This is a genomic window from Bradyrhizobium sp. SZCCT0231, assembly GCF_018130245.1.
Taxonomy (GTDB): domain Bacteria; phylum Pseudomonadota; class Alphaproteobacteria; order Rhizobiales; family Xanthobacteraceae; genus Bradyrhizobium; species Bradyrhizobium japonicum_F.
The window spans coordinates 109,062-135,352 of the sequence record NZ_JAFCKP010000008.1; the positions used below are offsets into that span (position 1 = coordinate 109,062).

The following is a 26,291-nucleotide window of genomic DNA, read 5'->3' on the forward strand; positions in this document are numbered from 1 at the left end:
CGTCTCCGAAAAACCCTAGGTGACTCATGCGCGATCCGGTTGAAACTTACATGAACCTCGTGCCCATGGTGGTCGAGCAGACCAACCGTGGCGAGCGCGCCTACGACATTTTCTCGCGCCTGTTGAAGGAGCGCATCATCTTCGTGACCGGCCCGGTCGAGGACGGCATGTCGACGCTGATCGTCGCGCAGCTCCTGTTCCTCGAGGCGGAAAATCCGAAGAAGGAAATCTCGATGTACATCAACTCGCCGGGCGGCGTGGTGACGTCGGGCCTTGCGATCTACGACACCATGCAGTTCATCCGCCCGCCGGTCTCGACGCTGTGCACGGGGCAGGCGGCCTCGATGGGCTCGCTGCTGCTCGCCGCCGGCGAGAAGGACATGCGCTTCTCGCTGCCGAACGCGCGCATCATGGTGCACCAGCCCTCCGGCGGCTTCCAGGGTCAGGCCACCGACATCATGCTGCACGCCCAGGAAATCCTGAACCTGAAGAAGCGGCTCAACGAAATCTACGTGAAGCACACCGGCCAGACCTACAAGTCGATCGAGGATGCGCTGGAACGCGACAAGTTCCTGACCGCGAACGACGCCAAGGAGTTCGGCCTGGTCGACAAGGTCATCGACAAGCGCGCCGAGGAGCCGGCGTCGGCGAAAGCCCCGTAGCAATACTGGGTCATAACGGCGATCCCTCCGGTCGGCGCGGGTGCGCGCGTCGCAAAAGTGGTTTTGCGCGCTGCGACAAGCAGAAAGTTCCGCTTTCGTGCTTGTTTTTCGTGGCAATCCCGCAACGCCGGGGTGATTTCGATCACTTTGGCCCGTGCCAAGACCGGAAATCACGGTATTGTCACGGGTAGCCGGCGACCCCCGATTAGCGAATTCTTGATAGTCGGGTGACAGCATGGTTGGCTACGATCGATCGGCTAAGATCGCGGAGAATCGAGCGGCCGTGATTCGTACGGGATGTAGTAAAGCGTAGGGTCTTTTTTGGTACGGAATTTGCTCTACTTAAGCTTCATGCCGACCATCGTGTCGGAATGGAGCGATCGAGCGGAACGGGATCGAACCGCGGACGGAGACAGGAATGAGTAAGGTCGGCACGAGCGACTCCAAGAACACGCTATATTGCTCGTTCTGCGGCAAGAGCCAGCACGAAGTCCGCAAACTGATCGCGGGTCCCACGGTCTTTATCTGCGACGAGTGCGTCGAGCTCTGCATGGACATCATCCGCGAGGAGAACAAGTCCTCGCTGGTCAAGTCGCGCGACGGCATTCCGACGCCGAAGGAAATCTGCAAGGTGCTGGACGATTATGTGATCGGCCAGAGCCATGCGAAGAAGGTCCTGTCGGTCGCGGTGCACAACCACTACAAGCGCCTCAACCATCAGACCAAGCACAACGACGTCGAGCTCGCGAAGTCGAACATCCTGCTGATCGGTCCGACCGGCTCGGGCAAGACGCTGCTCGCGCAGACGCTCGCCCGCATCCTGGACGTGCCGTTCACGATGGCGGATGCGACGACGCTGACCGAAGCCGGCTATGTCGGCGAGGACGTCGAGAACATCATCCTGAAGCTGCTGCAGGCCGCCGACTACAATGTCGAGCGCGCCCAGCGCGGCATCGTCTACATCGACGAAATCGACAAGATCAGCCGCAAGTCCGACAACCCCTCGATCACGCGCGACGTGTCGGGTGAGGGCGTGCAGCAGGCGCTGCTGAAGATCATGGAAGGCACGGTGGCTTCGGTCCCGCCGCAAGGCGGCCGCAAGCATCCGCAGCAGGAGTTCCTGCAGGTGGATACCACCAACATCCTGTTCATCTGCGGTGGCGCTTTCGCTGGCCTCGAGAAGATCATCTCGGCACGCGGACGGTCGACCTCGATCGGCTTCGGCGCCCAGGTGCTCGCGCCGGAGGATCGCCGTACCGGTGAGATCTTCCGTCACGTCGAGCCCGAGGACCTCCTGAAGTACGGCCTCATCCCCGAATTCGTCGGCCGTCTGCCGGTCGTGGCGACGCTCGAGGACCTCGATGAGACCTCGCTGAAGAAGATCCTCACGGAGCCGAAGAACGCGCTGGTGAAACAGTACCAGCGGCTGTTCGAGATGGAGAACATCGAGCTGACCTTTGCCGACGAGGCGCTTGGCGCGGTCGCCCGCAAGGCGATCGAGCGCAAGACCGGCGCGCGGGGCCTGCGTTCGATCCTCGAGGCGATCCTGCTCGAGACCATGTTCGATCTGCCGGGCCTGGAAGGTGTGGAAGAAGTCGTGATTTCCCGCGAAGTGGTGGAAGGAACGGCGCGTCCGCTCTACATCTACGCCGATCGATCCGATCGCGCCGTCGAGAATGCCAGCGCCTGATCTGGCGGCGCTGGAACGCTCCAATTGTCTCCTCAAGGTGGGCTGCGGAACTGGTATTTCCGCAGCCGGTGTTGCGTCGCTTATTGCGTGCGTAAGCGCCTGATGGCGCGCGTCTTTCAATGACTTGACACCCCCCGGGTCGATAGCCACCTAATGTCGGCGGCGAGCGAAATTCTCTTCAAGATTCGCCTCAGTTCCGATCCGACGAGCCGGTCCACTCGTAGAGGGCCGACCGGTCTTGCGGATCACCTCGGCACCTTGTGGCGGTTGCGCATGATCAGCGGGCTGCGTGCAAGGGGGCAAAGCAAAAGGAAAAGGCCATGACTAATCCCAAACCCCGGCCAACCATCGTCCATGGCGAAACGCACGCTTATCCCGTGCTGCCGCTGCGCGACATCGTCGTCTTCCCGCACATGATCGTTCCGCTTTTCGTCGGCCGCGAGAAATCGATCCGCGCGCTCGAAGAGGTGATGAAGAACGACGCGCTGATCATGCTCGCGACGCAGAAGAACGCGTCCGACGATGATCCGGCGCCCGATGCCATTTACGAGACCGGGACGCTTGCCAGCGTGCTCCAGCTCCTGAAGCTTCCCGACGGCACCGTGAAGGTGCTGGTCGAAGGGCTCGAGCGTGCGCGCGTGTCGAAATACACCGACCGCGCCGACTATTACGAAGCGACGGCCGTTGCGCTCGCCGACACCGACGCAAAGTCGGTCGAGGCGGAGGCGCTGGCGCGCTCGGTCGTGTCCGATTTCGAGAGCTATGTGAAGCTCAACAAGAAGATCTCGGCCGAGGTCGTCGGCGTCGTGCAGGCGATCACCGACTTCGCCAAGCTCGCCGACACGGTTGCCTCGCATCTCGCGGTCAAGATTGCTGATCGCCAGGGCATCCTGGAGACGCTGTCCGTCACCACGCGCCTGGAGAAGGTGCTGGGCCTGATGGAGAGCGAGATCTCGGTGCTGCAGGTCGAGAAGCGCATCCGCTCGCGCGTCAAGCGCCAGATGGAGAAGACGCAGCGCGAGTATTACCTCAACGAGCAGATGAAGGCGATCCAGAAGGAACTCGGCGACGACGACGGTCGCGACGAGCTCGCCGATCTCGAAGAGAAGATCTCCAAGACCAAGCTCTCCAAGGAAGCGCGCGAGAAGGCGCAGCATGAATTGAAGAAGCTGCGCCAGATGTCGCCGATGTCCGCGGAAGCGACCGTCGTGCGCAACTATCTGGATTGGCTGCTGTCGATCCCGTGGAACAAGAAGTCCAAGGTGAAGAAGGATCTGGAGCAGGCGCAAGCCATCCTGGACTCCGATCACTACGGGCTCGAGAAGGTCAAGGATCGCATCGTCGAGTATCTCGCGGTGCAGTCGCGCGCCAACAAGCTGACCGGGCCGATCCTGTGCCTCGTCGGGCCTCCCGGCGTCGGCAAGACCTCGCTCGGCAAGTCGATCGCGAAGGCGACCGGACGTGAGTTCGTGCGCGTGTCGCTCGGCGGCGTGCGCGACGAGGCCGAGATCCGCGGTCATCGCCGCACCTATATCGGCTCGATGCCCGGCAAGATCATCCAGTCGATGCGGAAGGCCAAGTCGTCCAATCCGCTGTTCCTCCTCGACGAGATCGACAAGATGGGCGCCGATTTCCGCGGCGATCCGTCCTCGGCGCTGCTGGAGGTTCTCGATCCCGAGCAGAACGGGACGTTCAACGACCACTATCTCGAGGTCGACTACGATCTGTCCAACGTGATGTTCATCACGACCGCGAATACGCTCAATATTCCCGGGCCGCTGATGGACCGCATGGAGATCATCCGGATCGCGGGCTACACCGAGAACGAGAAGGTCGAGATCGCGCGCAAGCACCTGATCCCGAACGCGGTGTCCAAGCACGGCCTGGACTCCAAGGAGTTCTCGATCGACGACGAGGCGCTGCTGCTTCTGATCCGCCGCTACACCCGCGAAGCTGGCGTGCGCAACCTGGAGCGTGAGCTCTCCACACTCGCCCGCAAGGCGGTGAAGGAGCTGATGATCTCCAAGAAGAAGTCGGTCAAGGTCACCGAGAAGACTCTGGAAGAGCTGCTCGGCGTGCCGAAGTACCGCTTCGGCGAGATCGAGAGCGAGCCGCAGGTCGGCATCGTCACCGGCCTTGCCTGGACCGATGTCGGCGGCGAGCTGCTGACCATCGAAGGCGTCATGATGCCGGGCAAGGGCAAGATGACGGTCACGGGCAATCTGCGTGACGTCATGAAGGAGTCGATCTCGGCGGCGGCGTCCTATGTCCGCTCGCGGGCGATCAATTACGGCGTCGAGCCGCCGCTGTTCGACCGGCGCGACATCCACGTGCACGTGCCGGAAGGCGCGACGCCGAAGGACGGTCCGTCCGCTGGCGTTGCCATGGCCACTGCGATCATCTCGGTCATGACCGGCATCCCGGTCCGCCACGATGTCGCGATGACCGGTGAGATCACGCTGCGCGGCCGCGTGCTGCCGATCGGCGGCCTCAAGGAGAAGCTGCTGGCTGCGGCCCGTGGCGGCATCAAGACGGTGCTGATCCCCGAGGACAACGCCAAGGATCTCACGGAGATTTCCGATGCGATCAAGGGCGGCATGGAGATCATCCCGGTCTCGCGCCTCGACGACGTCATCGCCAAGGCGCTGGTGAAGAAGCCGGTGCCGATCGTCTGGGAAGAGGACACCAAAGTGACGGTGAAGCCGGACGGCGATGAAGCCGCCGGCGGCCTGACCGCTCACTGAGGTTCGGTAAAACGTGATAAAACGGCGCCTTCGGGCGCCGTTTTTGTTTTGGGGAAGGGGAGGAGGCAATGCACATCGACGGGCAATGCCATTGCGGGCAGATCACCTTCGATGCCGAGATCGATCCCGAGGCCGTCTCGGTCTGCCATTGCCGGGACTGTCAGACGCTGACGGGCTCGCCGTTCCGGGTCACCGCGATCTGTTCCGCAGCCGATGTCCGCCTGACCGGCGGCACGCCAAGGATCTACGGCAAGCGCGGCGACAATGGCCGGATGCGCTTCCAGCACTTCTGCGCCGATTGCGGTTCCCCGCTGTTCACCAGCGGCGAGGGCGACCAAGCCGACGATTGGGGCGTCCGCTGGGGCTCGATCCGCCAGCGCGACGCCCTGCGGCCCAGCCGCCAGATCTGGTGCCAGTCGGCGGCCGTGTGGATCGACGCCGTGCCGCTGCTGCCGGGAAGGCCGCAAGATTGAGGCTCAAGTCGTTGGGGCTGGGGTCTTGCCGGTTCGGGGCCCGTAGGGCTAAAGAGACGGCGAGGGCGGTTAGCTCAGCTGGTTAGAGCATCTCGTTTACACCGAGAGGGTCCGCGGTTCGAATCCGTGACCGCCCACCAGCCTGCCGGTCAGAGCATTTGCGCAGCTTGCGATTCAGCGCGGACCGGATCTATCCGACCGGCTCCTGGCGCGCGACGTCCCCGCTGGGCGCTGCGGGTTGATACCGGCTTTTCGCCGCTGAGGGCTGCCATTGCCGAAACCATGCGAGCGGGTTGGCGAGCAATGCTGTCAACGGTTTGATCGCGGGTCTCTCGACAAGTGCATAGACCAGCCAGGCCATGGCGGCGAGGAAACCCGGCAGCACGACGGCGCGAACGAGCAGGGCCGATTTGTGGTCGCGGCCAATGTGAGCCCACTGCAGGATCATATTCCCGATGTCCTGATGAAGCAGGTAGAGCGGATAGCTGATGACGCCAATGAAGGCCAGGGGGACGGCAAAGGCGCGAAGCGATCGAAGCAGGACATGGTCGTACCGCGCGGCAAGATAGACGGCAGCGGTGCCGGACCAAAGCAGCAGTGATCGGTACATCTCGATCGCGACCGACGGCTGCTTGACGTTGAAATTCAGATGATAGAGCTCGATCGAGAACGCCACGGTGATTCCAATGATCCCCTCCCTGGTGCGCCCCCTGACGAGAGCTGCGACACTCATGCCGGCAATGAAGAACGGGAAGAAATCGTTGGACGTGTAGAAGTCTGAGCTGGTGGTCAGGGTCCGGAAGATGGTCACCGCGCAGAGCAGCGCCAAGAGACGGTGCTTGAGGCCCAGCGCCAACGTCGTGAAGCAGAAGAGGTAGAACTGAAATTCGATCTGCAATGACCAATAGGCGCCGTCGGGCAAATGATGATCGACGTGGAGGACGTTGAGAGTCGGCAGAGATATCAGCGTATAGGCGTAGTCGAACCAAGTCACCTCACGGCCGGGCTCGACCAGATTGGACATCACATGCTTGAACAGTGTGGTCAGCAGTCCGCAGACGATCAGCGCCGGCAGCAGGCGGCCGAGCCTCTTGGCGTAGAAGTGCCAGGCCGATTGCGAGGTCTCGACGCTGAATGCGATGCAATAGCCGCTGATGATGAAGAACAGCAGGACGCCAAACGTGCCCCGGTTGAAGACTTGAAGCGGCGTAAAATGGTAGAGCAGCACCCAGATGATGGAAATGGCGCGCAGGCAATCGATGCCGACCGATCGTTCGGATTTCAAAGGGTTTCCTCGCGTTTCCCAAGTTAGAACAGTGGGGCCGTATTGTGTCAACTCTGGACCCGTCGCTCGCGTCGATCCCCTGCTCGGACCCATTGCCGACGTGCTGATCGACCGCGCCGGCTTGACATCGGGCGAGCGCGTCCTCGACGTCGGCTGCGGCTCCGGTGCGACGACGTTCGCGTTCGCGAAAGCGGTGGCGCCGAATGGCTTTGCGCTCGGCCTCGACGTGTCCGAGCCGATGCTGTCGCAGGCGCGCGCGTTGGCGCCAAAAGGCCTGCCGCTCGATTTCGTGCTGGCGGACGCAGGATTGAGGTCGGGCCGGTAGGGGGTACTTGCCCGTCCGGGGCCCGTAGGGCGGCTAAAGAGGCGGCGAGGGCGGTTAGCTCAGCTGGTTAGAGCATCTCGTTTACACCGAGAGGGTCCGCGGTTCCGTGACCGCCCACCAGCCTTCGCTTTGCGGGGCCAAGCAGGCTGCCATGCCGGGAGTTCGAAGGGCACATCACCCTGCAACCCTCGCCCGGGCATGCCAACAGCCACCGTGGAGCGGTCGCGTGCCCCACAGTGGCGCGTCGTCATTCCTGATGGACGTATCAGGCCGTCTTGGTGAATAGTGTCAGGACGCCTTCGGCAATGTTGATCGCAACGACCTGCGACGAGGTCAGACCCTTCGCCTTGAGCGCGGATGCCGCCTGGGGAGTCGCGTCAATCGTTTTCCGGAGCGATTGAATATCGTCATCGCTTGTCTGTGCGACGATTTCATCGACCTTCGAGCGCACCGCTGGCTGCAGGTCCTTGATGTCGACAACCTGGATCTGGCGGATGACGGTGCTCTGAGCGGACGGCGATTCTGTTCCCGGTTGCGACGATGTTCCCTGCGCCTGCACGAAAGCTGGCGTCCCGAAGGAGAGGGTTGCGATAATGAGGGGTGCCATGAAGCTGCGCATGGTCATGCCTTTCCAAGGTGAGCAACCCTAAAATGCTATCCACGAAATCTGGTTGTCGTCTGCTTCCGATGCGGCCATTCGGTGAAAGCTATGCGGCCACAATGCGAGCATCTCCCGCCGGAAGCGCAGCCAATTCTCGGCAGCAGCGGCTGTGGTCCTTGCAGAAAATTGCGTTACGATCCGGGCAGGGACCCGACACTGGGTGAACCCCCGCAATTGCGGGAGCGTCGGATCGACAATGCTAGGGATCAAAGACCTGATGGAACAGCCGAGCGGACATGAGCAAAACGCCGACCAGATCGCCTATTGGAACGGCCCGAGCGGGCAGCGCTGGGCCGATCGCCACGCGGTGCAGGAGAAGCTGCTCGGACCCATTGCCGACGTCCTGATCGAGCGCGCCAGGCCGAGGCCGGGTGAGCGCGTCATCGACGTCGGCTGCGGTTCCGGTGCGACGACTGTCGCGTTCGCTAAGGCGGTGTCCCCGAACGGTTTCGCGCTCGGCCTCGACGTCTCCGAGCCGATGCTGTCGCAGGCGCGCGCGCTGGCGCCAAAGGGCCTGCCGCTCGATTTCGTGCTGGCGGATGCGACGGTGCATCCGTTCGAGCCGGCGAGCTTCGATCTGCTGGCCTCGCGCTTCGGCGTGATGTTCTTTGCCGACCCCATTGCGTCCTTCACCAATCTGCGTCGCGCGCTGAAGCCGACGGGACGGCTCGCCTTCGTCTGCTGGCGCGAGCCGAAGGAAAATCCCTGGATGATGGCGCCGCTGATGGCGGTCTATAAGCACGTGCCGAAGATGCCGCCGGTCGGGCCGGAGGAGCCGGGCCCGTTCGCCTTTGCGTCAGAGGAGCGCGTGATGCGCATCCTGAAAGGTGCAGGCTTCGTGGATGTGGCAATGCAGCCGCATAATCTGGCGATGGACATCGCGATCGGCGGCGGCCTCGATGCTGCCGTCGATGGCTCGCTTCAGATCGGCCCGGCCAGCCGCGCGCTGCAAGGGCATCCGCCGGAGACGTATGAGGCCGCCAAGGCGTCGATCCGCGAGATGCTCGCGCCCTTCCTGAAGGGGCAGAGTGTTGCGTTGCAGGGCGCGATCTGGATCGTGACGGCGAAGGCCTCATAAGCCGCTACGGAATCTACGGTAGCAGCGATTATTCCGGGAGCTCGCGATGTTTGTCATTGAGGACGAGCTGCACGCGGAGTGGCAGGGCGAGTTTCGCACGCGGCAGGAGGCAATCGCGGAGCTGCAGCGACGAGCTCTGATTCCCTGGAACGAAGAACCGAATGCGGCACCGTGCACCGACTGGGTCACTTGCGGCCGTAAATATGAATTGGTGGAGTTCGATGACAGCGTGCTGCCCTGGAGGCAGCTGTCACGCGCTTTGATACTCGAGATTTCAGCTGCTGGCGTGCGGTGGTTTGCTGAATAGCACGTTCACACCACATCATCCGGCGCCAGCGCGCAGCCATTATCCGGATGCGTCTCGACCTGGAGCGTGGTGTGGCCGATGCGGAAGGATGTCTTGAGCAGTTGCGCCGTCTGCATCAGGAATGCGTCGTCGGTGCCTGCGGGCATGACGAGGTGGCAGGTCAGCGCCGTCTCGGTGGTCGAGATCGGCCAGACGTGGAGGTCGTGGATGGCGGAGACGCCGGGCCGCGCCAGCAGGAAGGCCCTGATCGCGGCAAGATCCGTGCCCTTGGGCGCGGCCGCCATCGACATGTCGATGGAGCCGCGCAAGAGGCTGGTCGTGCTCCAGAGGATGGTGGCGCAGATGACGAGGCTGGTTAAGGGATCGAGCCAGAGCCAGCCGGTCCAGACGATCAGCGCCGCCGAGACCACGACGCCGAGCGAGACCGCGGCGTCGGCGGCCATGTGCAGATAGGCACCTTCGATGTTGATGTCGTCCTTGCGTCCGCGCGCGAACAGCATGGCGGTAAAGCCGTTGATGAGGATACCGATGCCGGCGACCACCATCACGGTCACGCCGGCAATCGGCTCCGGCTCGCGCAGGCGCAGGATCGCCTCCCAGCCGATCGCGCCGGTTGCGACCAGCAGGAACGCCGCGTTCGCAAGTGCCGCCAGAATCGTGGAGGCGCGCAGGCCATAGGTGAAGCGGCCGCTCGGCGCGCGCCGCGCCGCGATCGATGCACCCCAGGCCACGACCAGGCCGAGCACGTCGGACAGGTTATGGCCGGCATCGGCGAGCAGGGCGGTGGAGTTGCCGATATAGCCGTAGACCGCCTCGGCCACGACCAGCGCGGCGTTGAGCGAAATGCCGAGCGCGAACGCCTTGCCGAAATTCGCGGGGGCATGGACATGGCCGTGGCTGTGGTCGTGACCATGACCATGGTCGCCATGATCATGGTGGTGATGACCGTGATGGTCATGGCTGCCCAATTCTAGCGCTCCTCGGACGCCGCCAAATCAGGCGCCATTGTAGGCGTTTCGCCTGCCGCGTCACGACGGAACAGCACGTAGAGTGCTGGCAGCACCAGCAATGTCAGCACCGTCGAGGAGATGATGCCGCCGATCACCACGGTTGCAAGCGGCCGCTGCACCTCGGCGCCGGCGCCGGTGGCGAGCGCCATCGGCACGAAGCCGAACGAGGCGACGAGCGCCGTCATCAGCACCGGGCGCAGCCGCGTCAGCGCGCCCTCGCGTACGGCCTCCGCGACGGATCGTCCCTCGCTGCGCAGGCGCTCGATGAAGGCGATGATCACGAGTCCGTTGAGCACGGCGACGCCCGACAGCGCGATGAAGCCGACGCCGGCGCTGATGGACAAGGGAATGTCGCGCAGCAGCAGCGCCGCGACGCCCCCGGTCAGGGCCAGCGGCACGCCGGAGAACACCAGCGCCGCATCCGCTGCCGATCCCATGCCCATGAACAGCAGCAGGAACACCAGCAGCAGCGCCACCGGCACCACGATCGTCAGCCGCTTGGTGGCGGAGACGAGCTGCTCGAACTGTCCGCCCCAGCCGATCCAATACCCCGGCGGCAGCTTGACCTTCTCGGCCACCGCCGCCTCGGCCTCTGCGACGAAGGAGCCGAGATCGCGCGCGCGGACATTGGCGGTGACGACGATGCGCCGCTTGCCGTTCTCGCGGCTGATCTGGTTGGGCCCCGGCGTCGCGTCGACGGTGGCGACCGACGACAGTGGCACATAGCGCATCTGGGCGAGGGGGGAGGCGGACAGCGCGGTTCGAACGGCCGCCCCGATTGCCGCGTCCTCACCGGGCGGCAGCGGAATCGGGATGGCCCGGATCGCCTCGAGATTGCCACGCAGATGCTCGGGCAGGCGAACGACGATGTCGAAGCGGCGGTCGCCCTCGAACAGCTTGCCGGCCGACTTGCCGCCGACCGCGATCTCGACGATGCCCTGCACTTCGGCGACGCTGAGGCCGTAGCGGGCGAGCGCCTGGCGATCGAGGCGGACGGTGAGGATCGGCAGGCCCGCGACCTGCTCGATCTTGACGTCGCTGGCGCCGCGGATGCCGCGGATCGCGGCCTCCACCTGCTTGGCCGCGCCTTGCAGGATGTCGAGATCGTCGCCGAAGATCTTGACCCCGACATCGGTGCGCACGCCCGAGATCAGCTCGTTGACGCGGAACTGGATCGGCTGGGAGATTTCGTAGGCGCTACCCGGAATCTCGTCAGCAGCATGGTCGATGGCCTCGATTACCTCGGCTTTCGGCTTGTCCGGGTCGGGCCATTCGGCACGCGGTTTCAGCATGATGTAGCCGTCGGTCTGTGCCGGCGACATCGGATCGGTCGCGATCTCCGCGGTGCCGATGCGGGTGAAGAACTCCTTCACCTCGGGGATCTGCATGATGCGCTTTTCCAGCGCCTTCTGAAGGTCCAGCGATTGGGTGAGGCTGGTGCCGGGAATCCGGATCGAAGCCAGCGCGACGTCGCCTTCGTCCAGGCTGGGAATGAACTCGCCGCCCATGCGCGAAGCGGCGATGCCGCTTGCGACCACGATGACGACGGCCATGATCGCGACCGCGGCCCGGTTGTCGATGGCAAAACGGAGCAGGGGGAGATAGGTACGCTTCGCCGCCCGCATGAACAGGTTCTCATGTTCGGACACCTTGCCGGTGACGAAAATGGCAACGGCCGCCGGCACGAAGGTGATGGAGAACAGCACGGCCGCGCCGAGTGCCATCAGCACCGTCAGCGCCATCGGCGTGAACATCTTGCCTTCGACGCCGGTCAGTGTCAGCACGGGCAGGTAGACCACCGCGATGATCAGCGTGCCGAACAGGCTCGGCTTGATGACCTCGCTCGACCCGCGCAGGATCGCGCGCAGCCGTTCGGCGGTCGTCGGCAGGCCGCCCTTCTCGCGCTGGGCCACCGCCAGCATGCGCAGGCAATTCTCGACGATGATGACGGCACCATCGACGATGATGCCGAAATCGATCGCGCCCAGGCTCATCAGGTTCGCGCTGACCTTGGTCTCGACCATGCCGGTGATCGTCATCGCCATGGAGAGAGGAATGACGCAGGCCGTGACCAGCGCAGCGCGGATGTTGCCGAGGATCAGGAACAGCACGGCTACCACCAGCGCCGCACCTTCCAGCAGGTTGTTCTGGACCGTGCGGATGGTGGCTTCGACCAGATCGGTGCGGTCGTAGACGGTCCGCGTCACGACGCCCTCGGGCAGCGATTTGGCGATGTCCTCGAGACGGGCCGCGACGCGGCGGGCCACGGTCCGGCTGTTCTCGCCGATCAGCAGCATGGCGGTGCCGAGCACGGTCTCCTCGCCATTGCGCGTCGCTGCTCCCGTGCGCAAATCGCGGCCTTCCGTAACTGTCGCGACGTCCCTGATCCTGACGGGATTGCCGCCGCGCGAGCCGATCACGATGTCCTGGATCTCGCTGACATTGCCGACCTGGCCCGGCGAGCGAACGAGGTATTGCTCGCCGTTGCGCTCGATATAGCCGGCGCCGACATTGGCGTTGTTGGCGGCAAGCGCGGTCATGACATCACGAAAGCCGAGCCGGTAGGCCATCAGCTTGCCGGGGTCCGGCAGCACGTGGAACTGACGCTCGAAGCCGCCGATGGTGTTGACCTCGATCACGCCAGGCACGTTGCGAAGCTGCGGCCGGATGATCCAGTCCTGGACGGTGCGCAGATCGGTCAGCGAATAGTCGTGGCCGCCTTGCGTCTTCGCGCCGGCCTTGGCGCCCGCCTTGTCGTCCATCTTGTCGTCCGTCTTGGCCTCGACGGTGTACATGAAGATTTCGCCGAGCCCGGTCGAGACCGGGCCCATCGCCACCTCGACGCCTGCCGGAAGCTGGTCCTTCACCTGCTGGATGCGCTCGCCGACGAGCTGGCGGGCGAAATAGATGTCGGTGCCGTCCTTGAACACCACCGTCACCTGGCTGAGGCCGTAGCGCGACAGCGAGCGGGTGTAGTCGAGCTTGGGCAGGCCGCCCATCGCGGTCTCGACGGGGAAGGTGATGCGCTGCTCGGTCTCCAGCGGCGAAAAGCCGGGGGCGCGGGTGTTGATCTGGACCTGGACGTTGGTGATGTCAGGCACGGCGTCGATCGGCAGGCGCTGGAAATTCCAGGCGCCGAAGGCGACGGCGCCGAGCGCGAGCAGCAGGACCAGCCAGCGCTGCTGCAGTGAGACGGCGATCAGGCGCTCAATCATGCTCGGCCTCGCCCTTGCCCATCTCCGCCTTCACGACGAAGCTGTTCTCCGCGACGTAGTGCTCGCCGGCCGCAAGACCGGCCTTGATCTCGACATGGCGCGGATCGGAGTCGCCGAGCTCGACGGGCCGCGCCTCGATCTTGTCGCCGTCCTCGCGCACGAACACGATGGTCTTGTTCTCCAGCGTCTGGATCGCGCTGCGGCGCACGGCGACCGCGACGTTGCGCGCGGCGAGGATCAGCCGCGCCGTGACGAACAGGCCGGGGCGCAGGCGTCCGTCCGGATTTGGCAACACCACCCGCGCCAGCGCGGTCTGGGTCTCGCTGCTGCCGATCGGCGCCATGTAGGAGATCGTGCCCTTGATCTCGCCGCGGCCGTCGTCGGGATCGATCAGCACCTCGTCGTTGAGACGGACGCGCCTGAGGTCCTGCCGGTAGATCGACAGATCGACCCAGATGGACGAGAGGTCGGCAACGACAAAGGCCGGCCTCTGCTCGGAGGCATATTCGCCGAGCGAGATCTGCCGCTCGATGATGGTGCCGGCGATCGGCGCCTTGAGCTCGTAGACGGTGAGGCTCTGGTTGCTCTCGATCGCGGCGAGAAGATCGTCCTTGGCGACCTTGTCGCCGATGCGCTTCAGGATGGATTTGGCAAGACCCGGAAAGCGCGGCGTCACCTGAACCACGGCTTCCTGGTTGGCGCGCAGGATGCCGTTGAAGGCGAGGGTGTCGGTCAGTGTCGCGCTCGCGGCTTCCGCCAGGGTCACGCCGGCAGCGGCCAGCTTCACGTCGGAGATGCGGATGCGGTCGGCGCCGTGCTCGTCCTGCTCGACATGGTCGTTCGGCTTCTTCTGTTCGGAATGCTCGGCACGCTCGGTATGTGCGAGCTTGGCCGGGGCGAGCAGGGCATAGAAGCAGGCGCCGAGCGCGGCGGCAACGATGGCGATGAGAACGGCGGAGGAGGTCCTCATCGTGCGCTCTCCCGCGCCAGCGTGAAGGGATTGCCGACGAGGCCTTCGATGGTCGCAACGCCGGCATGGAAATTCTGCAGCGCCTCCTGCTCGCGCAGCCGCGCCTGGGTGACGCTGGCCTGGGCGTCGAGCACCTCGAGCAGGGTGAAGCGGCCCTGGCCGTAGCCTTGCGAGATCGCCTCGGATGCTTCGACGGCCTTGGGAATGGCGGTCTCGCGCAGCACTGCGAGCTCGCGCAGCGAGCCCTGGAGCGAGTCGTAGGCGCGGCCGGCAATCACGATCAGCGTGTTGCGATTGGCCTCGCGCTCGGCCTTGGTCTTGGCGAGGCTTTCCTGCGCCGACAGGATGTTGCCCTGGTTCTGGTCGAACACGGGGATCGGCACCGAGAGCGTGAGGCGCACGGCATCGTCATTGGTTTCGTTGTAGTGGCGCCAGCCGGCGGCGATCCGCACGTCCGGATAGGGCTTGAGCCGCGCCAGCAGCAGCTCGGCGTTGCGCTGCGCGTAGACGGCGGTCCAGCGCACCAGTTGCGGATTGGCGTCGATGGCGGCGACCACGGCCTGGAACGCGGGCGGGCGTCCCGTGATGTCGAGCCGGCCGGAGACCTCGCCGAACTTTGCGGCGGGATCTCCCATCAGCACAGCAAGCTCGCGCCGGGCGCTGGCCAGCGTCGCCTTGAGGCGCTCGCGATCGGCTTTCACCAGGGCGGAGGCGACCTCGGCGCGGCCGGTCTCGGCCGGCGAGGAGGCACCGGCCTCGACGCGGCGGCGCAGCAGCGGCGTCAAACGGTCGATGGCGGCAATCTGTTCGTCGAGGATCTGAATGCGTTGCTGCGCGCCGAGCACGCTGAGGAAGGCGATCGCGGTCTCCGACAGCACCTCCAGCCTGACGGCCTTGCGCTGGACCGCGGCGACCTCGATGCCGGCCTGTCCGGCGGCGATCCGCGCGTCGCGCTTGCCGAACAGCTCGAAGGCCTGGCTGATCTGCAGCGTGGTCTCCGCCGATCGCGTCCCGCGATATTTGCCGGAGCCGAATGAATCGTCCTGTTCGTAGGACAGTTCCGGATTGAGCAGGGCGCCCGCCTGGATGCGCTGGCCCGTGGCGATGCCGACGTCGCGCTCCGCCGCCGTCAGCCGCGGGCTTGCGGCCAGCGCGCGCGACAGCGCGCTCCGCATCGTCAAAGTCTGGGCGTGCGACGGCGCTAGCGCCACGCCGGCAATCAGGCACGCCGCCGCGCACGCCAGGCGCGCGGTCATTCCCCTGCAAAACATGAAACCGACCTGTGAAGGATGAACCTAATGGGCGCGGGACGCCCGACCAATCCGTTCAGGCAAGATGTTTGGGAGGCGGGGAGTCGGTATCCGGGACAATTCCGGCGAGCCGGGGTGCACGTTGCGGGCTCGCTGCGGACACGAGCGTGACCGATGCGGTCAATGGCGCCGGCTGCGTCACCGCCAGCGAGAAGCAGCCATGGCAATGATGGCTGGCGATGGCTTTGTGGTCGCTGTGGCCCGCGGGGCCATCAAGGACCGCAGCGATCTCCGAGCCGCCGCCGGGCGTGGTGACGTCGATGTCGTGCGAGCCGTGCAGCGTGCTCGCGAGCAGATAGACAGCCGCGATCAGCACGGACAGCAGCCCGCGCCAGTTGCGCGAACGGCACGATCCTGTGGGCTGGCGGTTTGCGAGCACGACGTCACTCTGGTTGCGGTCTGTGCCCGGCCTAGCATGGGCGCGGGAACAGTGTCGACCCGCAACATTGTTACGTCCCTGGAACAATTGCCGCAGCGGTGCATATGTCGCCGGCGCCTTTCACTGGCGGATGATGACGCGCCGATGTGGGGCCGTGGCTTCGATCGTGGGGGCCGGCTCCGGAGCGTCGCTGCCGTCGTCAGCCTCCGTGGTAATGACGGCGCGACGGCTCGCTTCCATCGCCAGTTCCAGCCATTTGATGGCTTCGTCGATCCATTGGTCGTGGTGCTCGGGATCGGCGAGGGCCTTCTCCCGGAATGTGTTCGCCTGATGCAGGCATGCCGTTCTGCGATCCACGCGCCTCTCCTGATCTGGAGATCCCGCCCGATCGCATCATTGATGATCCCGGCCCTGGCGTCGTTAACATAGGACAGGGATGGCGAGCTGGCCGGAACGCGGAAAGGCCCCAGCCGGACGGACCGGCTGAGGCCTCATGTGCTCACATTCTCTTCGCGCGTCAGGCCTTCTCCTCCCAGATCATCGCCAGATGCACGATGGTCTGGACTGCCTTTTCCATATCCTGCCGGCTGACCCATTCGAGGCGCGAGTGGAAGGCGTGCTCGCCGGCGAAGATGTTGGGGCAGGGCAGGCCCATGAAGGACAGGCGCGAGCCGTCGGTGCCGCCGCGGATCGCGGTGCGCATCGGGCGCAGGCCGGCGCGGCGGATCGCCTCGATGGCGTACTCCAGCACGTGCGGATGACGGTCGATCACCTGCTTCATGTTGCGGTACTGCTCCTTCACCTCGAAGGTGTAAGTCGAGCGCGGATAGTCCTTCATCACGTCCTTCACGATCGTCTCGAGCAGGACTTCCTTCTCCTTCAAGCCTTCCTCGGTGAAGTCGCGGACGATGAAGGAGAGCGTCGCCTGTTCCAGCGCGCCGTCGATCCCGATCGGATGCAGAAAGCCCTGCTTGCCCGAGGTCGTCTCCGGCGAGCAGCCTTCCCTAGGCAGTCGCTCGACGATGGCGGCCGCGATCTTGATCGCGTGCTCCATCTTGCCCTTGGCATAGCCGGGATGGGCGCTGACGCCATTGATGGTGACGGTGGCGCCGTCGGCCGAGAAGGTCTCGTCCTCGACGCAGCCGGCGCTCTCGCCGTCCATGGTGTAGCCGAAGTCGGCACCCAGCTTCTTCAGGTCGACATTGTCGACGCCGCGGCCGATCTCCTCGTCCGGCGTGAACAGGATCTTGATGGTGCCGTGCTTCACGTCGGGATTGTTGAGAAAGAAATGCGCGGCATCCATGATCTCGGCGACGCCGGCCTTGTTGTCGGCCCCCAATAGCGTGGTGCCGTCGGTGGTGATGATGTCGTTGCCGATCTGGTTCTTCAGCGCGGGGTGCTCGGCGAAGCGGATCACCTGGCTGGTGTCGCCCGGCAGCACGATATCGCCGCCGCGATAGTTCTTCACGACCTGCGGCTTGACGTCCTTGCCGGTGACATCGGGCGAGGTGTCCATGTGCGAGCAGAAGCAGATCACCGGCACCTTCTTGTCGGTGTTGGCCGGGATCGTTCCGTAGACATAGCCGTAATCGTCGAGATGGGCGTCGGCAACGCCCATGGCCTTCAACTCGGCGGCGAGCACGCGGCCGAGATCCTTCTGCTTCTCGGTCGAGGGCGAGCTGGGGGATTCCGGATCGGACTGGGTGTCGATGGTGACATAGCGCAGGAAGCGCTCGGTCACGGTATGCGAAAGGGTGAGGGAGGACATTTCTGGTCAAACCGCCGGGTGTTCGGGAAGCAGGTCTTGGGGAAGCAGGCGGTATATCAGAAAAGCGGGCCGCGATGCGGCGGAACGGGATCGGATCAGGCTTAACGAAAGATCACCTTAGATCGCCTCTTTCAGTTCCTTCACCGGACGGAACGCGACCTTCCTGCTGGCCTTGATGTGAATCGCTTCGCCGGTGGCAGGATTGCGGCCGGTGCGGGCGGCGCGCTTGCGGACCTGGAGGATGCCAAGCCCCACGATGCGAACCCGGTCGCCCTTCTTCAGGTGCTTGGCGATCAGATCGACCATCTCGGTCAGGACGGCCTCGGCGTGCTTTTTCGACAGGTCCTGACGCTCCGCGATGTCGGCGGCGAGGTGCTTGAGCGTGATGGTGGCGGGAGCGGCTGCCTTTTTCGCCGAATCCTTCTTTGCCATGTCTGGCCTCCTCAATTGCAGGGGAAACCCCGGAAAAGCCGGAAAAGCGTGGGGATCCCTCTAAATCGTGGAAGGCGTAGACGATTCGGACGCGGGCTGACTATGCCACGGGTTCCCGACGGCCGCCGATGGTGGCCCACAGCCGCGAAAGGCGTCGAGAAGATCAGGCTAAGGCTATGAAGGGATTGCCAAAATGGCGCGAGAGACGGGGCTCGAACCCGCGACCTCCGGCGTGACAGGCCGGCGCTCTAACCAACTGAGCTACTCCCGCGTGGTTCGCTGAACGCGCGCGGAACGAGGGGGGACTTAAAGGGGGGACATGGTGAAGTCAAGGACGTTGCGCTTCCTCAGTGCGTCCCGGCTAAGCATTGCTCTGGAAAACGAAAAAGGCCGCCCGGAGGCGGCCAATGGTCAGCCCGGAGGAGGCCGTATCAGCGAATCTCCGACGTCCCCGCGCTCGTCACCACGACCGGCTTGCCGGCCTTGATCACATGGGTGGACTGGGCGGTCTGGCTGTAATCGGCATGGGTGCGGGCTGCGATCCCGAAGCCGGCCACGACGATGCCGGCCACCAGCGCCACCACCACGATCTTCAGGTGGGTCGCACGATCAGCAGAGTGAATAGAGTGGTTCATCTGAGCCTCCCGACGGGCTTTGCCGCCGTCTATGGGCTCTTCTTCTAAGGACCATCTGTTTCCGGATGGTTTCGCGGGTTCCGCAAAATGGTTTCATTGATACGCCCGCTTGGTTTCGCCGGGCTGGTGGCCTGAAGCGGCGTTAGGCGGCCGCCCAAGGGACAGCCGTGCTCTGGCAAACCTGTTGTCGCGCAAGCTGATCGCGAAAACGGCCAATCCGAAGGACAACCGCGAGGTGTTGATCTCGCTGACCGCGACGGGTCTCGCCGCGCATGATGCGATCGTCGACGGCGCGCAGGAGCGCAACCGTCGCCTGCTGGAGCATCTGAGCGAAGCCGAGCTCCATGCACTGCTGCGGCAGGTCGATCAGCTCACGGCGATCGCCGCCGAGATGCTCGAGAGCGAGAAGAATTTGCGCTGATCTCGCTGCAACACATGGAATTATTGGAGCGCTTCTAAGAGTCTTTCTAAGAAGCTTTCAATTAGGGAAATCGCGCGCCCTCACATAAGCGTCACCTTCAAGCGCATGCCGTTCCGGGACAGGCGGCATGACGCATCGAACATGCAGCTTTGGGGTGGCGCGTTGAACAGTCTTGGAATGCTGCGGTCGGCCGTGTTGGCGACCGCATCCGCTTGGGTCTTGATGCCGCAGGCATCGCTCGCACAATCTTCCGCGCAGAGTGGCGCGCAGAACCTGCCGTCGGTGACCGTCACCGCGCCGGAAACCCGGAGACGTGCTGCTGCGGCCCCGCAGCGCCGCGCGCCACGGTCATCGGTGCAGACCGCCGACCGCAACAAGCCGCAGCCGCGGCGCGAGGTGGGCTTCGTCGAGACGCCGCGCGGTCCGGTGAACGGCTACGTCGCGAACCGCAGCTCGTCGGGCACCAAGACCAACACGCCGATCATGGAGACGCCGCAGGCGATCTCGGTGGTCGGTGCGGAGCAGATCCGCGACCAGAAGCCGAACAAGTTCGACGAGATCGTGCGCTACTCGCCCGGCATTCACGGAGAAACCTACGGCGCCGACAACCGCAACGATTGGTTCCAGATTCGCGGATTCAAAGCCGAGGATGTCGGCCTGTTCCTCGATGGACTGCAGCTTTTCTATACGTCTTACGCCAGTTGGAAGCTGCAGCCATTCAACCTGGAGCGCGTCGAGGTCCTGCGCGGGCCGTCAGCGGTTCTGTACGGCGGATCAAATCCGGGCGGCATCGTGAATGCCATTTCAAAGATGCCGCCTGCCGAGCCAGTCCGCTATCTCGAGGCCGGCGTCAACAACTTCGGCAACAGCTATCTGTCGTTCGATTTCGGTGGCCCCGTTGCTACCGCAACCGAGCCGGGCAAGCTGTTCTATCGCGTCGTCGGGCAGGTCAAGGGCGGCGGCACTCAGGTCGATTTCACGCCGGACAACAACTACTTCATCGCGCCGTCCTTTACCTGGAAGCCCGATGAGGACACGTCTTTCACCGTCCTGGCGTCGGCATCCAAGTACGAGACGCGCAGCCTCAACTTCCTACCTTATGTGGGCACCGTCGTGAATGCGCCCTGGGGGAAGATTCCGACGAGCCTCTTCGCCAGCGATCCGAGCGTCGACACTTTCCAGCGTGAGCAGGAAATGATCGGTTACCGTTTCGAGCGCAACCTCTCCGACAACGTCACCGTTCGGCAGAACGCGCGCTTTGCCCATGTCGACGTAACTCTTTCGACGCTGTACGGTCTCGGCTACCTGACGACGCCCGCCGCGGCAAACCTCAACCGGGGCAACTTCCTGACCCATGGCGTCGCAAATCAGGCCAATCTCGACAACCAGGTGGAGTATCGCTTCGCGACCGGCCCGCTGCAGCACACCTCGCTGTTCGGCGTCGACCTCAAACACTACAAGATCGACGATTGGCAGGGCTTTGGTGCGGCAACGCCGCTCAATTTCCTGAACCCGGTCTATATGCCCACCGCGCGCTTCGACGGTGCCCCGTATCAGAACGCCACGCTGACCCAGAAGCAGGTCGGCATCTACGCGCAGGATCAGATCAGGCTTGACCGGCTGACGCTGGTGCTGTCGGGTCGCAACGATTGGGTTGACACTGACAACGACAACCATATCGGCGCGAGCATGGGGCGGAACGACAGTGCGTTCTCTGGCCGCGCCGGCCTGATCTATAATTTCGACAATGGGATTGCTCCTTACGTCTCCTACGCGACGAGCTTCAATCCGATCATCGGCACCAACTTCACGCTCAAACAGCTCTATCTGCCGGAGACCGCAAGGCAGGCGGAAGTCGGCCTGAAGTACCAACCGCTCGGCTTCGACGGTCATTTCGGTGTCGCGCTGTTCGACCTGAAGCGCGACAACGTGCTGACGACTGACCCGAACAATGCGCTGTTGTCGGTGCAGACCGGGCAGGTAACCTCGCGCGGCATCGAGCTCGAGGCCGTGGCCAACGTTATGCCCGGGCTGAAGGTAATCGCCTCGCATACCGTCTTCGACATCTTCGTGAGCCGCGACCTCAACAGCGCGCTGATCGGCAAGACGCCGACCAACACGCCAAGCCAGCTCACCTCTGGCTGGGCCGACTACACCATCCAATCCGGCCCGCTGGCCGGGCTCGGTTTCGGCGGCGGCATCCGCTATGTCGGCAAATCCTACGCCGACAACATGAATACGCTGGAGGTCCCGGCCTATCTCTTGGGCGATGCGGCCGTTCACTACGAATGGCAGGGCTGGCGATACGCGCTCAACGTGTCGAATGTCACTGATAAGACCTTCGTGGGAAGCTGCTCTTCTCCCACCGCCTGCTTCTACGGCGACCGCCGGCGCGTCACCGCCAGCGTCTCCTACAAGTGGTGAGGACAGGCGAGGGCAGGACCTCGCGGCGGACCGGCTCTGGGGCCGGCCGATCGCGACGATCATCTGCTTCGCCTGACCGGACTGCCACTGATCTTCCCTCAGGAGATCGATGAGCCCATGGGCTATGCCCCCCAGCCCGAAGCTCATCCGAGCGCGGCGCGAGCGACCAACCGGCAAGTCGCCGCCGCCGCGCTCGCGGTCCGTTTGCAGCTGACCGCCGACGCATTCGCCGGGCGAACCCCGGCCCCTTCGTGGCGCATGGCTCTGTGATCGTGCGCAGCTGTGGATAGGTGTGCTTTGTTGCACCTGTCCTGATCGCGGTGGCGCCCTCAATGACTCATTGGCTGCTCCGCTCTGTGGACCCCTGGCAAAAGGACCCTCGGCAAATTATGTCACGGGTGCGGCGGGAGGGCGCCTGCGCCGGTCGTTGCCGGGGTTGGACGCTCCGTCGCACCGGAAAAACCGTACATTTGCTCGGTCAAGGCGCGGCCGATAGCTGCCTTGTAGCTGCCTTGGGCCCTGCACGGCAAACTCAGAACTGCAGGCCTTGCAAAACTGTGACTGCCCTTGCTGGGCCCAGCGATCTGCTCCATACCAGCCGCGGGGTGATTCCGGGATTTTCACCGTTCTGGGAGCGGCAAAGGGCCTGAAAACAGCGTGTCTTGCGCCCATTGGTGCACTGCGCTAAGGCTCAGAATAATTCCAAATCGGACGAATCCGTGGCTGTCCCGAGGCTGCGGGAAAAAGGGCTCGTCAATGAGCGGCATTCTGCAGAACTATCTTCCACTCGTCGTCTTTATAGGCGTAGCGGGCCTCATCGGTCTCGTGCTGCTGATCGCGCCGTTCATCGTGGCGTTCCAGCAGCCGGACCCGGAAAAGCTGTCGGCCTATGAGTGCGGTTTCAACGCCTTCGACGACGCCCGCATGAAGTTCGACGTCCGCTTCTACCTGGTCGCCATCCTCTTCATCATCTTCGACCTCGAGGTGGCGTTCCTGTTCCCCTGGGCGGTGGCGTTCGGCAAGCTTGGCGCGACCGGCTTCTGGTCCATGGTGGTGTTCCTCGCCGTGCTGACGGTCGGGTTCGCCTATGAATGGAAGAAGGGAGCACTGGAATGGGATTGAACACTGTACCGCCCACCGGTCCGGTCATCGCGCCGGCTCCGAAGGGCATCCTGGATCCGTCGACCGGCAAGCCGGTCGGGGCCAATGACCCGTTCTTCCTCGAGGTCAATTCTGAGCTGTCCGACAAGGGCTTCTTCGTGGCCGCGACCGACGATCTCATCACCTGGGCGCGCACCGGCTCCTTGATGTGGATGACCTTCGGTCTCGCCTGCTGCGCGGTCGAGATGATGCAAGTGTCGATGCCGCGCTACGACGTCGAGCGCTTTGGCTTCGCCCCGCGGGCCTCGCCGCGCCAGTCCGACGTGATGATCGTCGCGGGAACCCTGACCAACAAGATGGCGCCGGCGCTGCGCAAGGTCTACGACCAGATGCCGGAGCCGCGCTACGTCATCTCGATGGGCTCCTGCGCCAATGGCGGCGGCTACTACCACTATTCCTACTCGGTCGTGCGCGGCTGCGACCGTATCGTGCCGATCGACATCTACGTGCCGGGCTGCCCGCCCACGGCGGAAGCGCTGCTCTACGGCGTGCTGCTGCTGCAGAAGAAGATCCGGCGCACCGGCACCATCGAACGCTAAGGTTTTACGTCATGGACGACGCCAAGCTCGACGCCCTGGGGCAGACGATCGTTAGCGCGCTTCCGGGCGCCGCGACCGGTCATTCGGTGGCCTTCAATCAACTCACGGTTGATGTCGAGGCCAGCAGGATCGTCGAGGTGGTCAAGTACCTCCGCGATGACCCGAGCTGCCGTTTCGTCAACATCACCGACGTCACGGCGGTGGACTACCCGGATCGCGAGAAGCGCTTCGACGTGATCTACCACTTCCTGTCGCCAACCTTGAACGCGCGGATCCGGCTCAAGGCTCAGGCTGACGAGACCACGCAGGTGCCGTCGCTGATCGATGTCTTCCCCGGCGCCGACTGGTTCGAGCGCGAAGCCTACGACCTCTACGGCGTGTTCTTCGTCGGCCATCCCGACATGCGCCGCATCCTCACGGACTACGGCTTCGAGGGGCATCCGCTGCGCAAGGATTTCCCGCTCACCGGCTTCGTCGAGGTCCGCTACGACGACCAGGAGAAGCGGGTGGTGTACGAGCCTGTCCGGCTCAACCAGGAATTCCGCAAGTTTGATTTCTTGTCGCCCTGGGAGGGTGCGGACTATCCGCTGCCTGGCGACGAAAAGGCGGGGCCGAAGGTCTGATCATGAATGAACAACCTGAGAACCTCAGAAACTTCACCATCAATTTCGGCCCGCAGCACCCGGCCGCGCACGGCGTCTTGCGTCTCGTGCTGGAGCTCGACGGCGAAGTCGTCGAGCGCGTCGATCCGCATATCGGTCTCTTGCACCGCGGCACCGAAAAGCTGATCGAGCAGAAGACCTATCTTCAGGCGATCCCCTATTTCGACCGGCTCGACTACGTCGCGCCGATGAACCAGGAGCATGCCTTCTGCCTCGCCGCCGAAAAGCTGCTCGGCATCGAGGTGCCGCGCCGCGGCCAGCTGATCCGCGTGCTCTATTGCGAGATCGGCCGCATCCTCTCCCACCTGCTCAACGTCACCACGCAGGCGATGGACGTCGGCGCACTCACCCCGCCGCTGTGGGGCTTCGAAGAGCGCGAGAAGCTGATGGTGTTCTACGAGCGCGCCTCGGGCAGCCGCATGCACGCTGCCTTCTTCCGCGTCGGCGGCGTGCATCAGGACCTGCCGCAGAAGTTGGTCGACGACATCGAGGCCTGGTGCGATCCGTTCCTGAAGGTGGTGGACGATCTCGACCGGCTGCTCACCGCCAACCGCATCTTCAAGCAGCGCAACGTCGACATCGGCGTGGTGCCGCTCAAGGAAGCCTGGGAATGGGGATTTTCGGGCGTGATGGTGCGCGGCTCGGGCGCGGCCTGGGATTTGCGCAAGTCGCAGCCCTATGAGTGCTACGCCGAGATGGATTTCGACATCCCGATCGGCAAGAACGGCGACTGCTACGACCGCTACCTGATCCGCATGGAAGAGATGCGGCAGTCCATCCGCATCATGAAGCAGTGCATCCAGAAGCTGAACGCGCCTGACGGCAAGGGCCCCGTCGTCGTCGCCGACAACAAGGTCGCGCCGCCGCGCCGCGGCGAGATGAAGCGCTCGATGGAAGCGCTGATCCACCACTTCAAGCTCTACACCGAAGGCGTCCACGTGCCGGCCGGCGAAGTCTATGCCGCCGTCGAGGCGCCCAAGGGCGAGTTCGGCGTCTATCTGGTCTCCGACGGCACCAACAAGCCCTACAAGTGCAAGATCCGCGCGCCGGGCTTCGCCCATCTGCAGGCGATGGATCACATCTGCCGCGGCCATCTGCTCGCCGACGTCTCGGCGATCCTCGGCTCGCTCGACATCGTGTTCGGAGAGGTCGATCGGTGATGGTGCAGGCGCCAATCCAGTTTGACCGTGCCTCGGGGGCCCTTGAAGGGGCCAACCTGTGGGAGCGGACGGCTGCCTTGGCGCTGGTGACGGGATCGAAGATCTCCTCGCACTTCTCGCACATGGGCTACATCGCCTGCGCGAACCTGCTGCGGAAGACGCTGCCGGAGCGCAATATTGCGATCAGGCTCAATCCCGACGCCGTGTTCGAGTTCCCCTACGGCGACGGCTATTGGAGCAAGCTGCTCAATCGCTCGTATAATTACGAGGGCGAGCTCGAGCTGCTGTTCGCCGACTCCATCGGCGTCGACTACACGCTGCTCGATTGCGGCGCCAATTACGGCTATTGGTCGGTGCTGGTGTCGAGCAAGCCGTTCGGCGCGCACAAGGCGATTGCGATCGAGCCGTCGGGCCAGAACTATCCGAAGCTTGCCAACAACGCCCGCGTCAACGCTGGCCGCTTCGAGACCATGAAATGCGCCATCGGCGCGGCCCGCGGCACCGCGCGGCTGTCCGGCACCAAGCACGAGGCCTTCAGCATCGCCGGCGATCCGTCGGCGCGAGGTGAAGAAGTGCCGGTCATTGCGCTCGACGATCTGATCGACGACGGCAAGGTCGCTGGCACCGGGAAATATCTGATCAAGCTCGACGTCGAGGGCGTCGAGATCGAGGCGATCAAGGGCGGCGTCCGGCTGCTCGAGGCCGACAGCGTCATCATGTGCGAGGAGCACGGCAGCGACCGCTCTCATGCCGTGTCGCGCTTCATCCTCGAACAGACCCCGCTGAAGCTGATCGTGTTCGATCCGCGCAGCAACCGGATGGAGACCGTGACCGAGCTGTCGATCCTCGATCGCATCAAGGTCTCGACCCACGTCGGCTACAACGTTTTCGGCACCGCAAGCGCATTCTGGCAGGACAGGATCGAGGCCATGAACGCCAAGAACCTGGATACCAAGACCGCGCGCCGCATGCAGTGAGAG

At 64.1% G+C, this 26,291-nt stretch carries 23 protein-coding genes, 3 tRNA genes and 2 pseudogenes; 16 read left to right on the forward strand and 12 right to left on the reverse strand.

From position 1 onward, the window contains the following. The first annotated feature begins 26 nt into the window (after window positions 1-26). The 5 genes from JQ566_RS20070 (at window position 27) to JQ566_RS20090 (ending at window position 5,709) form a co-directional block, all read left to right on the forward strand. A complete protein-coding gene (locus JQ566_RS20070; RefSeq protein ID WP_212374782.1) occupies window positions 27-662 on the forward strand; it encodes an ATP-dependent Clp protease proteolytic subunit in 636 nt (211 codons plus the stop codon). Between the two features lie 418 nt (window positions 663-1,080). After that, the gene (gene clpX / locus JQ566_RS20075) at window positions 1,081-2,352 is read left to right on the forward strand and encodes an ATP-dependent Clp protease ATP-binding subunit ClpX (RefSeq protein ID WP_008547851.1); all 1,272 of its coding nucleotides are present in this window, start codon (window positions 1,081-1,083) and stop codon (window positions 2,350-2,352) included. A 320-nt stretch (window positions 2,353-2,672) separates the two neighbouring features. After that, on the forward strand, window positions 2,673-5,096 hold the full coding sequence (gene lon / locus JQ566_RS20080) for an endopeptidase La (RefSeq protein ID WP_212374784.1): 2,424 nt from the start codon (window positions 2,673-2,675) through the stop codon (window positions 5,094-5,096). Between the two features lie 68 nt (window positions 5,097-5,164). Then, window positions 5,165-5,569, forward strand: a complete 405-nt coding sequence (locus JQ566_RS20085; protein ID WP_212374786.1) for a GFA family protein — start codon at window positions 5,165-5,167, stop codon at window positions 5,567-5,569. A gap of 63 nt (window positions 5,570-5,632) precedes the next feature. After that, a tRNA-Val gene (locus tag JQ566_RS20090) sits at window positions 5,633-5,709 on the forward strand. Between the two features lie 50 nt (window positions 5,710-5,759). Here JQ566_RS20090 and JQ566_RS20095 read toward each other — a convergent pair. Beyond that, on the reverse strand, window positions 5,760-6,854 hold the full coding sequence (locus JQ566_RS20095; RefSeq protein ID WP_212374788.1) for an acyltransferase family protein: 1,095 nt from the start codon (window positions 6,852-6,854) through the stop codon (window positions 5,760-5,762). A gap of 64 nt (window positions 6,855-6,918) precedes the next feature. On the opposite strand from JQ566_RS20095, the pseudogene JQ566_RS20100 reads away from it, so the two are divergent. Then, window positions 6,919-7,158: pseudogene (locus tag JQ566_RS20100) on the forward strand (methyltransferase domain-containing protein); the annotation flags it as partial. Between the two features lie 69 nt (window positions 7,159-7,227). After that, window positions 7,228-7,299: transfer RNA gene (locus JQ566_RS20105), tRNA-Val, on the forward strand. 145 nt (window positions 7,300-7,444) lie between these two features. On the opposite strand, the gene JQ566_RS20110 is transcribed toward JQ566_RS20105, so the two are convergent. Then, window positions 7,445-7,804 (reverse strand): hypothetical protein, encoded by a 360-nt coding sequence (locus JQ566_RS20110; protein ID WP_212374791.1) that lies wholly within the window; start codon window positions 7,802-7,804, stop codon window positions 7,445-7,447. 253 nt (window positions 7,805-8,057) lie between these two features. Between JQ566_RS20110 and JQ566_RS20115 the strand changes: the two genes are divergently transcribed. Together JQ566_RS20115 and JQ566_RS20120 are read left to right on the forward strand one after the other, a co-directional pair. After that, complete coding sequence (locus JQ566_RS20115; protein WP_212375056.1) at window positions 8,058-8,918, forward strand: class I SAM-dependent methyltransferase; 861 nt, start codon at window positions 8,058-8,060, stop codon at window positions 8,916-8,918. Window positions 8,919-8,964: 46 nt separating this feature from the next. After that, window positions 8,965-9,225 carry a hypothetical protein gene (locus JQ566_RS20120; protein WP_212374793.1) on the forward strand — a complete coding sequence of 87 codons (261 nt, stop codon included), beginning with the start codon at window positions 8,965-8,967 and terminating at the stop codon, window positions 9,223-9,225. Between the two features lie 5 nt (window positions 9,226-9,230). Here JQ566_RS20120 and JQ566_RS20125 read toward each other — a convergent pair whose 3' ends face one another. The 10 genes from JQ566_RS20125 to JQ566_RS20170 all read right to left on the reverse strand — a co-directional run bounded on the left by JQ566_RS20125 (window position 9,231) and on the right by JQ566_RS20170 (window position 18,944). Next, the gene (locus tag JQ566_RS20125; protein WP_212374795.1) at window positions 9,231-10,193 is read right to left on the reverse strand and encodes a cation diffusion facilitator family transporter; all 963 of its coding nucleotides are present in this window, start codon (window positions 10,191-10,193) and stop codon (window positions 9,231-9,233) included. 2 nt (window positions 10,194-10,195) lie between these two features. Beyond that, a complete protein-coding gene (locus JQ566_RS20130; RefSeq protein ID WP_212374797.1) occupies window positions 10,196-13,450 on the reverse strand; it encodes an efflux RND transporter permease subunit in 3,255 nt (1,084 codons plus the stop codon). After that, window positions 13,443-14,420 (reverse strand): divalent metal ion exporter adaptor subunit IhpB, encoded by a 978-nt coding sequence (gene ihpB, locus JQ566_RS20135; protein WP_212374799.1) that lies wholly within the window; start codon window positions 14,418-14,420, stop codon window positions 13,443-13,445. Before ihpB ends, JQ566_RS20130 begins: the two co-directional genes overlap by 8 nt. Beyond that, window positions 14,417-15,691, reverse strand: a complete 1,275-nt coding sequence (ihpA, locus tag JQ566_RS20140; protein WP_212374801.1) for a divalent metal ion exporter subunit IhpA — start codon at window positions 15,689-15,691, stop codon at window positions 14,417-14,419. The genes ihpB and ihpA overlap by 4 nt, the downstream gene beginning before the upstream one ends. A gap of 55 nt (window positions 15,692-15,746) precedes the next feature. Beyond that, window positions 15,747-16,109, reverse strand: coding sequence for a hypothetical protein (locus JQ566_RS20145; protein WP_212374803.1), 363 nt, complete (start codon window positions 16,107-16,109; stop codon window positions 15,747-15,749). Window positions 16,110-16,229: 120 nt separating this feature from the next. Beyond that, window positions 16,230-16,466 carry a hypothetical protein gene (locus tag JQ566_RS20150; RefSeq protein WP_212374805.1) on the reverse strand — a complete coding sequence of 79 codons (237 nt, stop codon included), beginning with the start codon at window positions 16,464-16,466 and terminating at the stop codon, window positions 16,230-16,232. A gap of 160 nt (window positions 16,467-16,626) precedes the next feature. Continuing rightward, window positions 16,627-17,877, reverse strand: a complete 1,251-nt coding sequence (gene pepT, locus JQ566_RS20155; protein ID WP_212374807.1) for a peptidase T — start codon at window positions 17,875-17,877, stop codon at window positions 16,627-16,629. Between the two features lie 117 nt (window positions 17,878-17,994). Next, a complete protein-coding gene (locus tag JQ566_RS20160) occupies window positions 17,995-18,309 on the reverse strand; it encodes an HU family DNA-binding protein (RefSeq protein WP_212374809.1) in 315 nt (104 codons plus the stop codon). A 194-nt stretch (window positions 18,310-18,503) separates the two neighbouring features. Continuing rightward, window positions 18,504-18,580 (reverse strand) — tRNA-Asp (locus tag JQ566_RS20165). A gap of 160 nt (window positions 18,581-18,740) precedes the next feature. Then, on the reverse strand, window positions 18,741-18,944 hold the full coding sequence (locus JQ566_RS20170) for a hypothetical protein (RefSeq protein WP_027575321.1): 204 nt from the start codon (window positions 18,942-18,944) through the stop codon (window positions 18,741-18,743). 163 nt (window positions 18,945-19,107) lie between these two features. Between JQ566_RS20170 and JQ566_RS20175 the strand changes: the two are divergent. The 7 genes and pseudogenes from JQ566_RS20175 to JQ566_RS20205 all read left to right on the forward strand — a co-directional run. Then, window positions 19,108-19,365, forward strand: a pseudogene (locus tag JQ566_RS20175) (MarR family winged helix-turn-helix transcriptional regulator); the annotation flags it as partial. Between the two features lie 177 nt (window positions 19,366-19,542). Then, on the forward strand, window positions 19,543-21,789 hold the full coding sequence (locus JQ566_RS20180) for a TonB-dependent siderophore receptor (protein WP_212374811.1): 2,247 nt from the start codon (window positions 19,543-19,545) through the stop codon (window positions 21,787-21,789). Window positions 21,790-22,545: 756 nt separating this feature from the next. Further along, window positions 22,546-22,911: an NADH-quinone oxidoreductase subunit A gene (locus JQ566_RS20185; RefSeq protein ID WP_008136158.1), complete on the forward strand. Its 366-nt coding sequence runs from the start codon at window positions 22,546-22,548 to the stop codon at window positions 22,909-22,911. Continuing rightward, a complete protein-coding gene (locus tag JQ566_RS20190; protein WP_212374813.1) occupies window positions 22,902-23,489 on the forward strand; it encodes a NuoB/complex I 20 kDa subunit family protein in 588 nt (195 codons plus the stop codon). The genes JQ566_RS20185 and JQ566_RS20190 overlap by 10 nt, the downstream gene beginning before the upstream one ends. Before the next feature lie 11 nt (window positions 23,490-23,500). Then, entirely contained in the window at window positions 23,501-24,112 is a 612-nt protein-coding gene (locus JQ566_RS20195; RefSeq protein ID WP_212374815.1) for an NADH-quinone oxidoreductase subunit C, read from the forward strand. Between the two features lie 2 nt (window positions 24,113-24,114). Continuing rightward, entirely contained in the window at window positions 24,115-25,311 is a 1,197-nt protein-coding gene (locus JQ566_RS20200; RefSeq protein WP_212374817.1) for an NADH-quinone oxidoreductase subunit D, read from the forward strand. Continuing rightward, the gene (locus JQ566_RS20205) at window positions 25,311-26,288 is read left to right on the forward strand and encodes an FkbM family methyltransferase (protein ID WP_212374819.1); all 978 of its coding nucleotides are present in this window, start codon (window positions 25,311-25,313) and stop codon (window positions 26,286-26,288) included. The genes JQ566_RS20200 and JQ566_RS20205 overlap by 1 nt, the downstream gene beginning before the upstream one ends. Window positions 26,289-26,291: the final 3 nt, after the last annotated feature.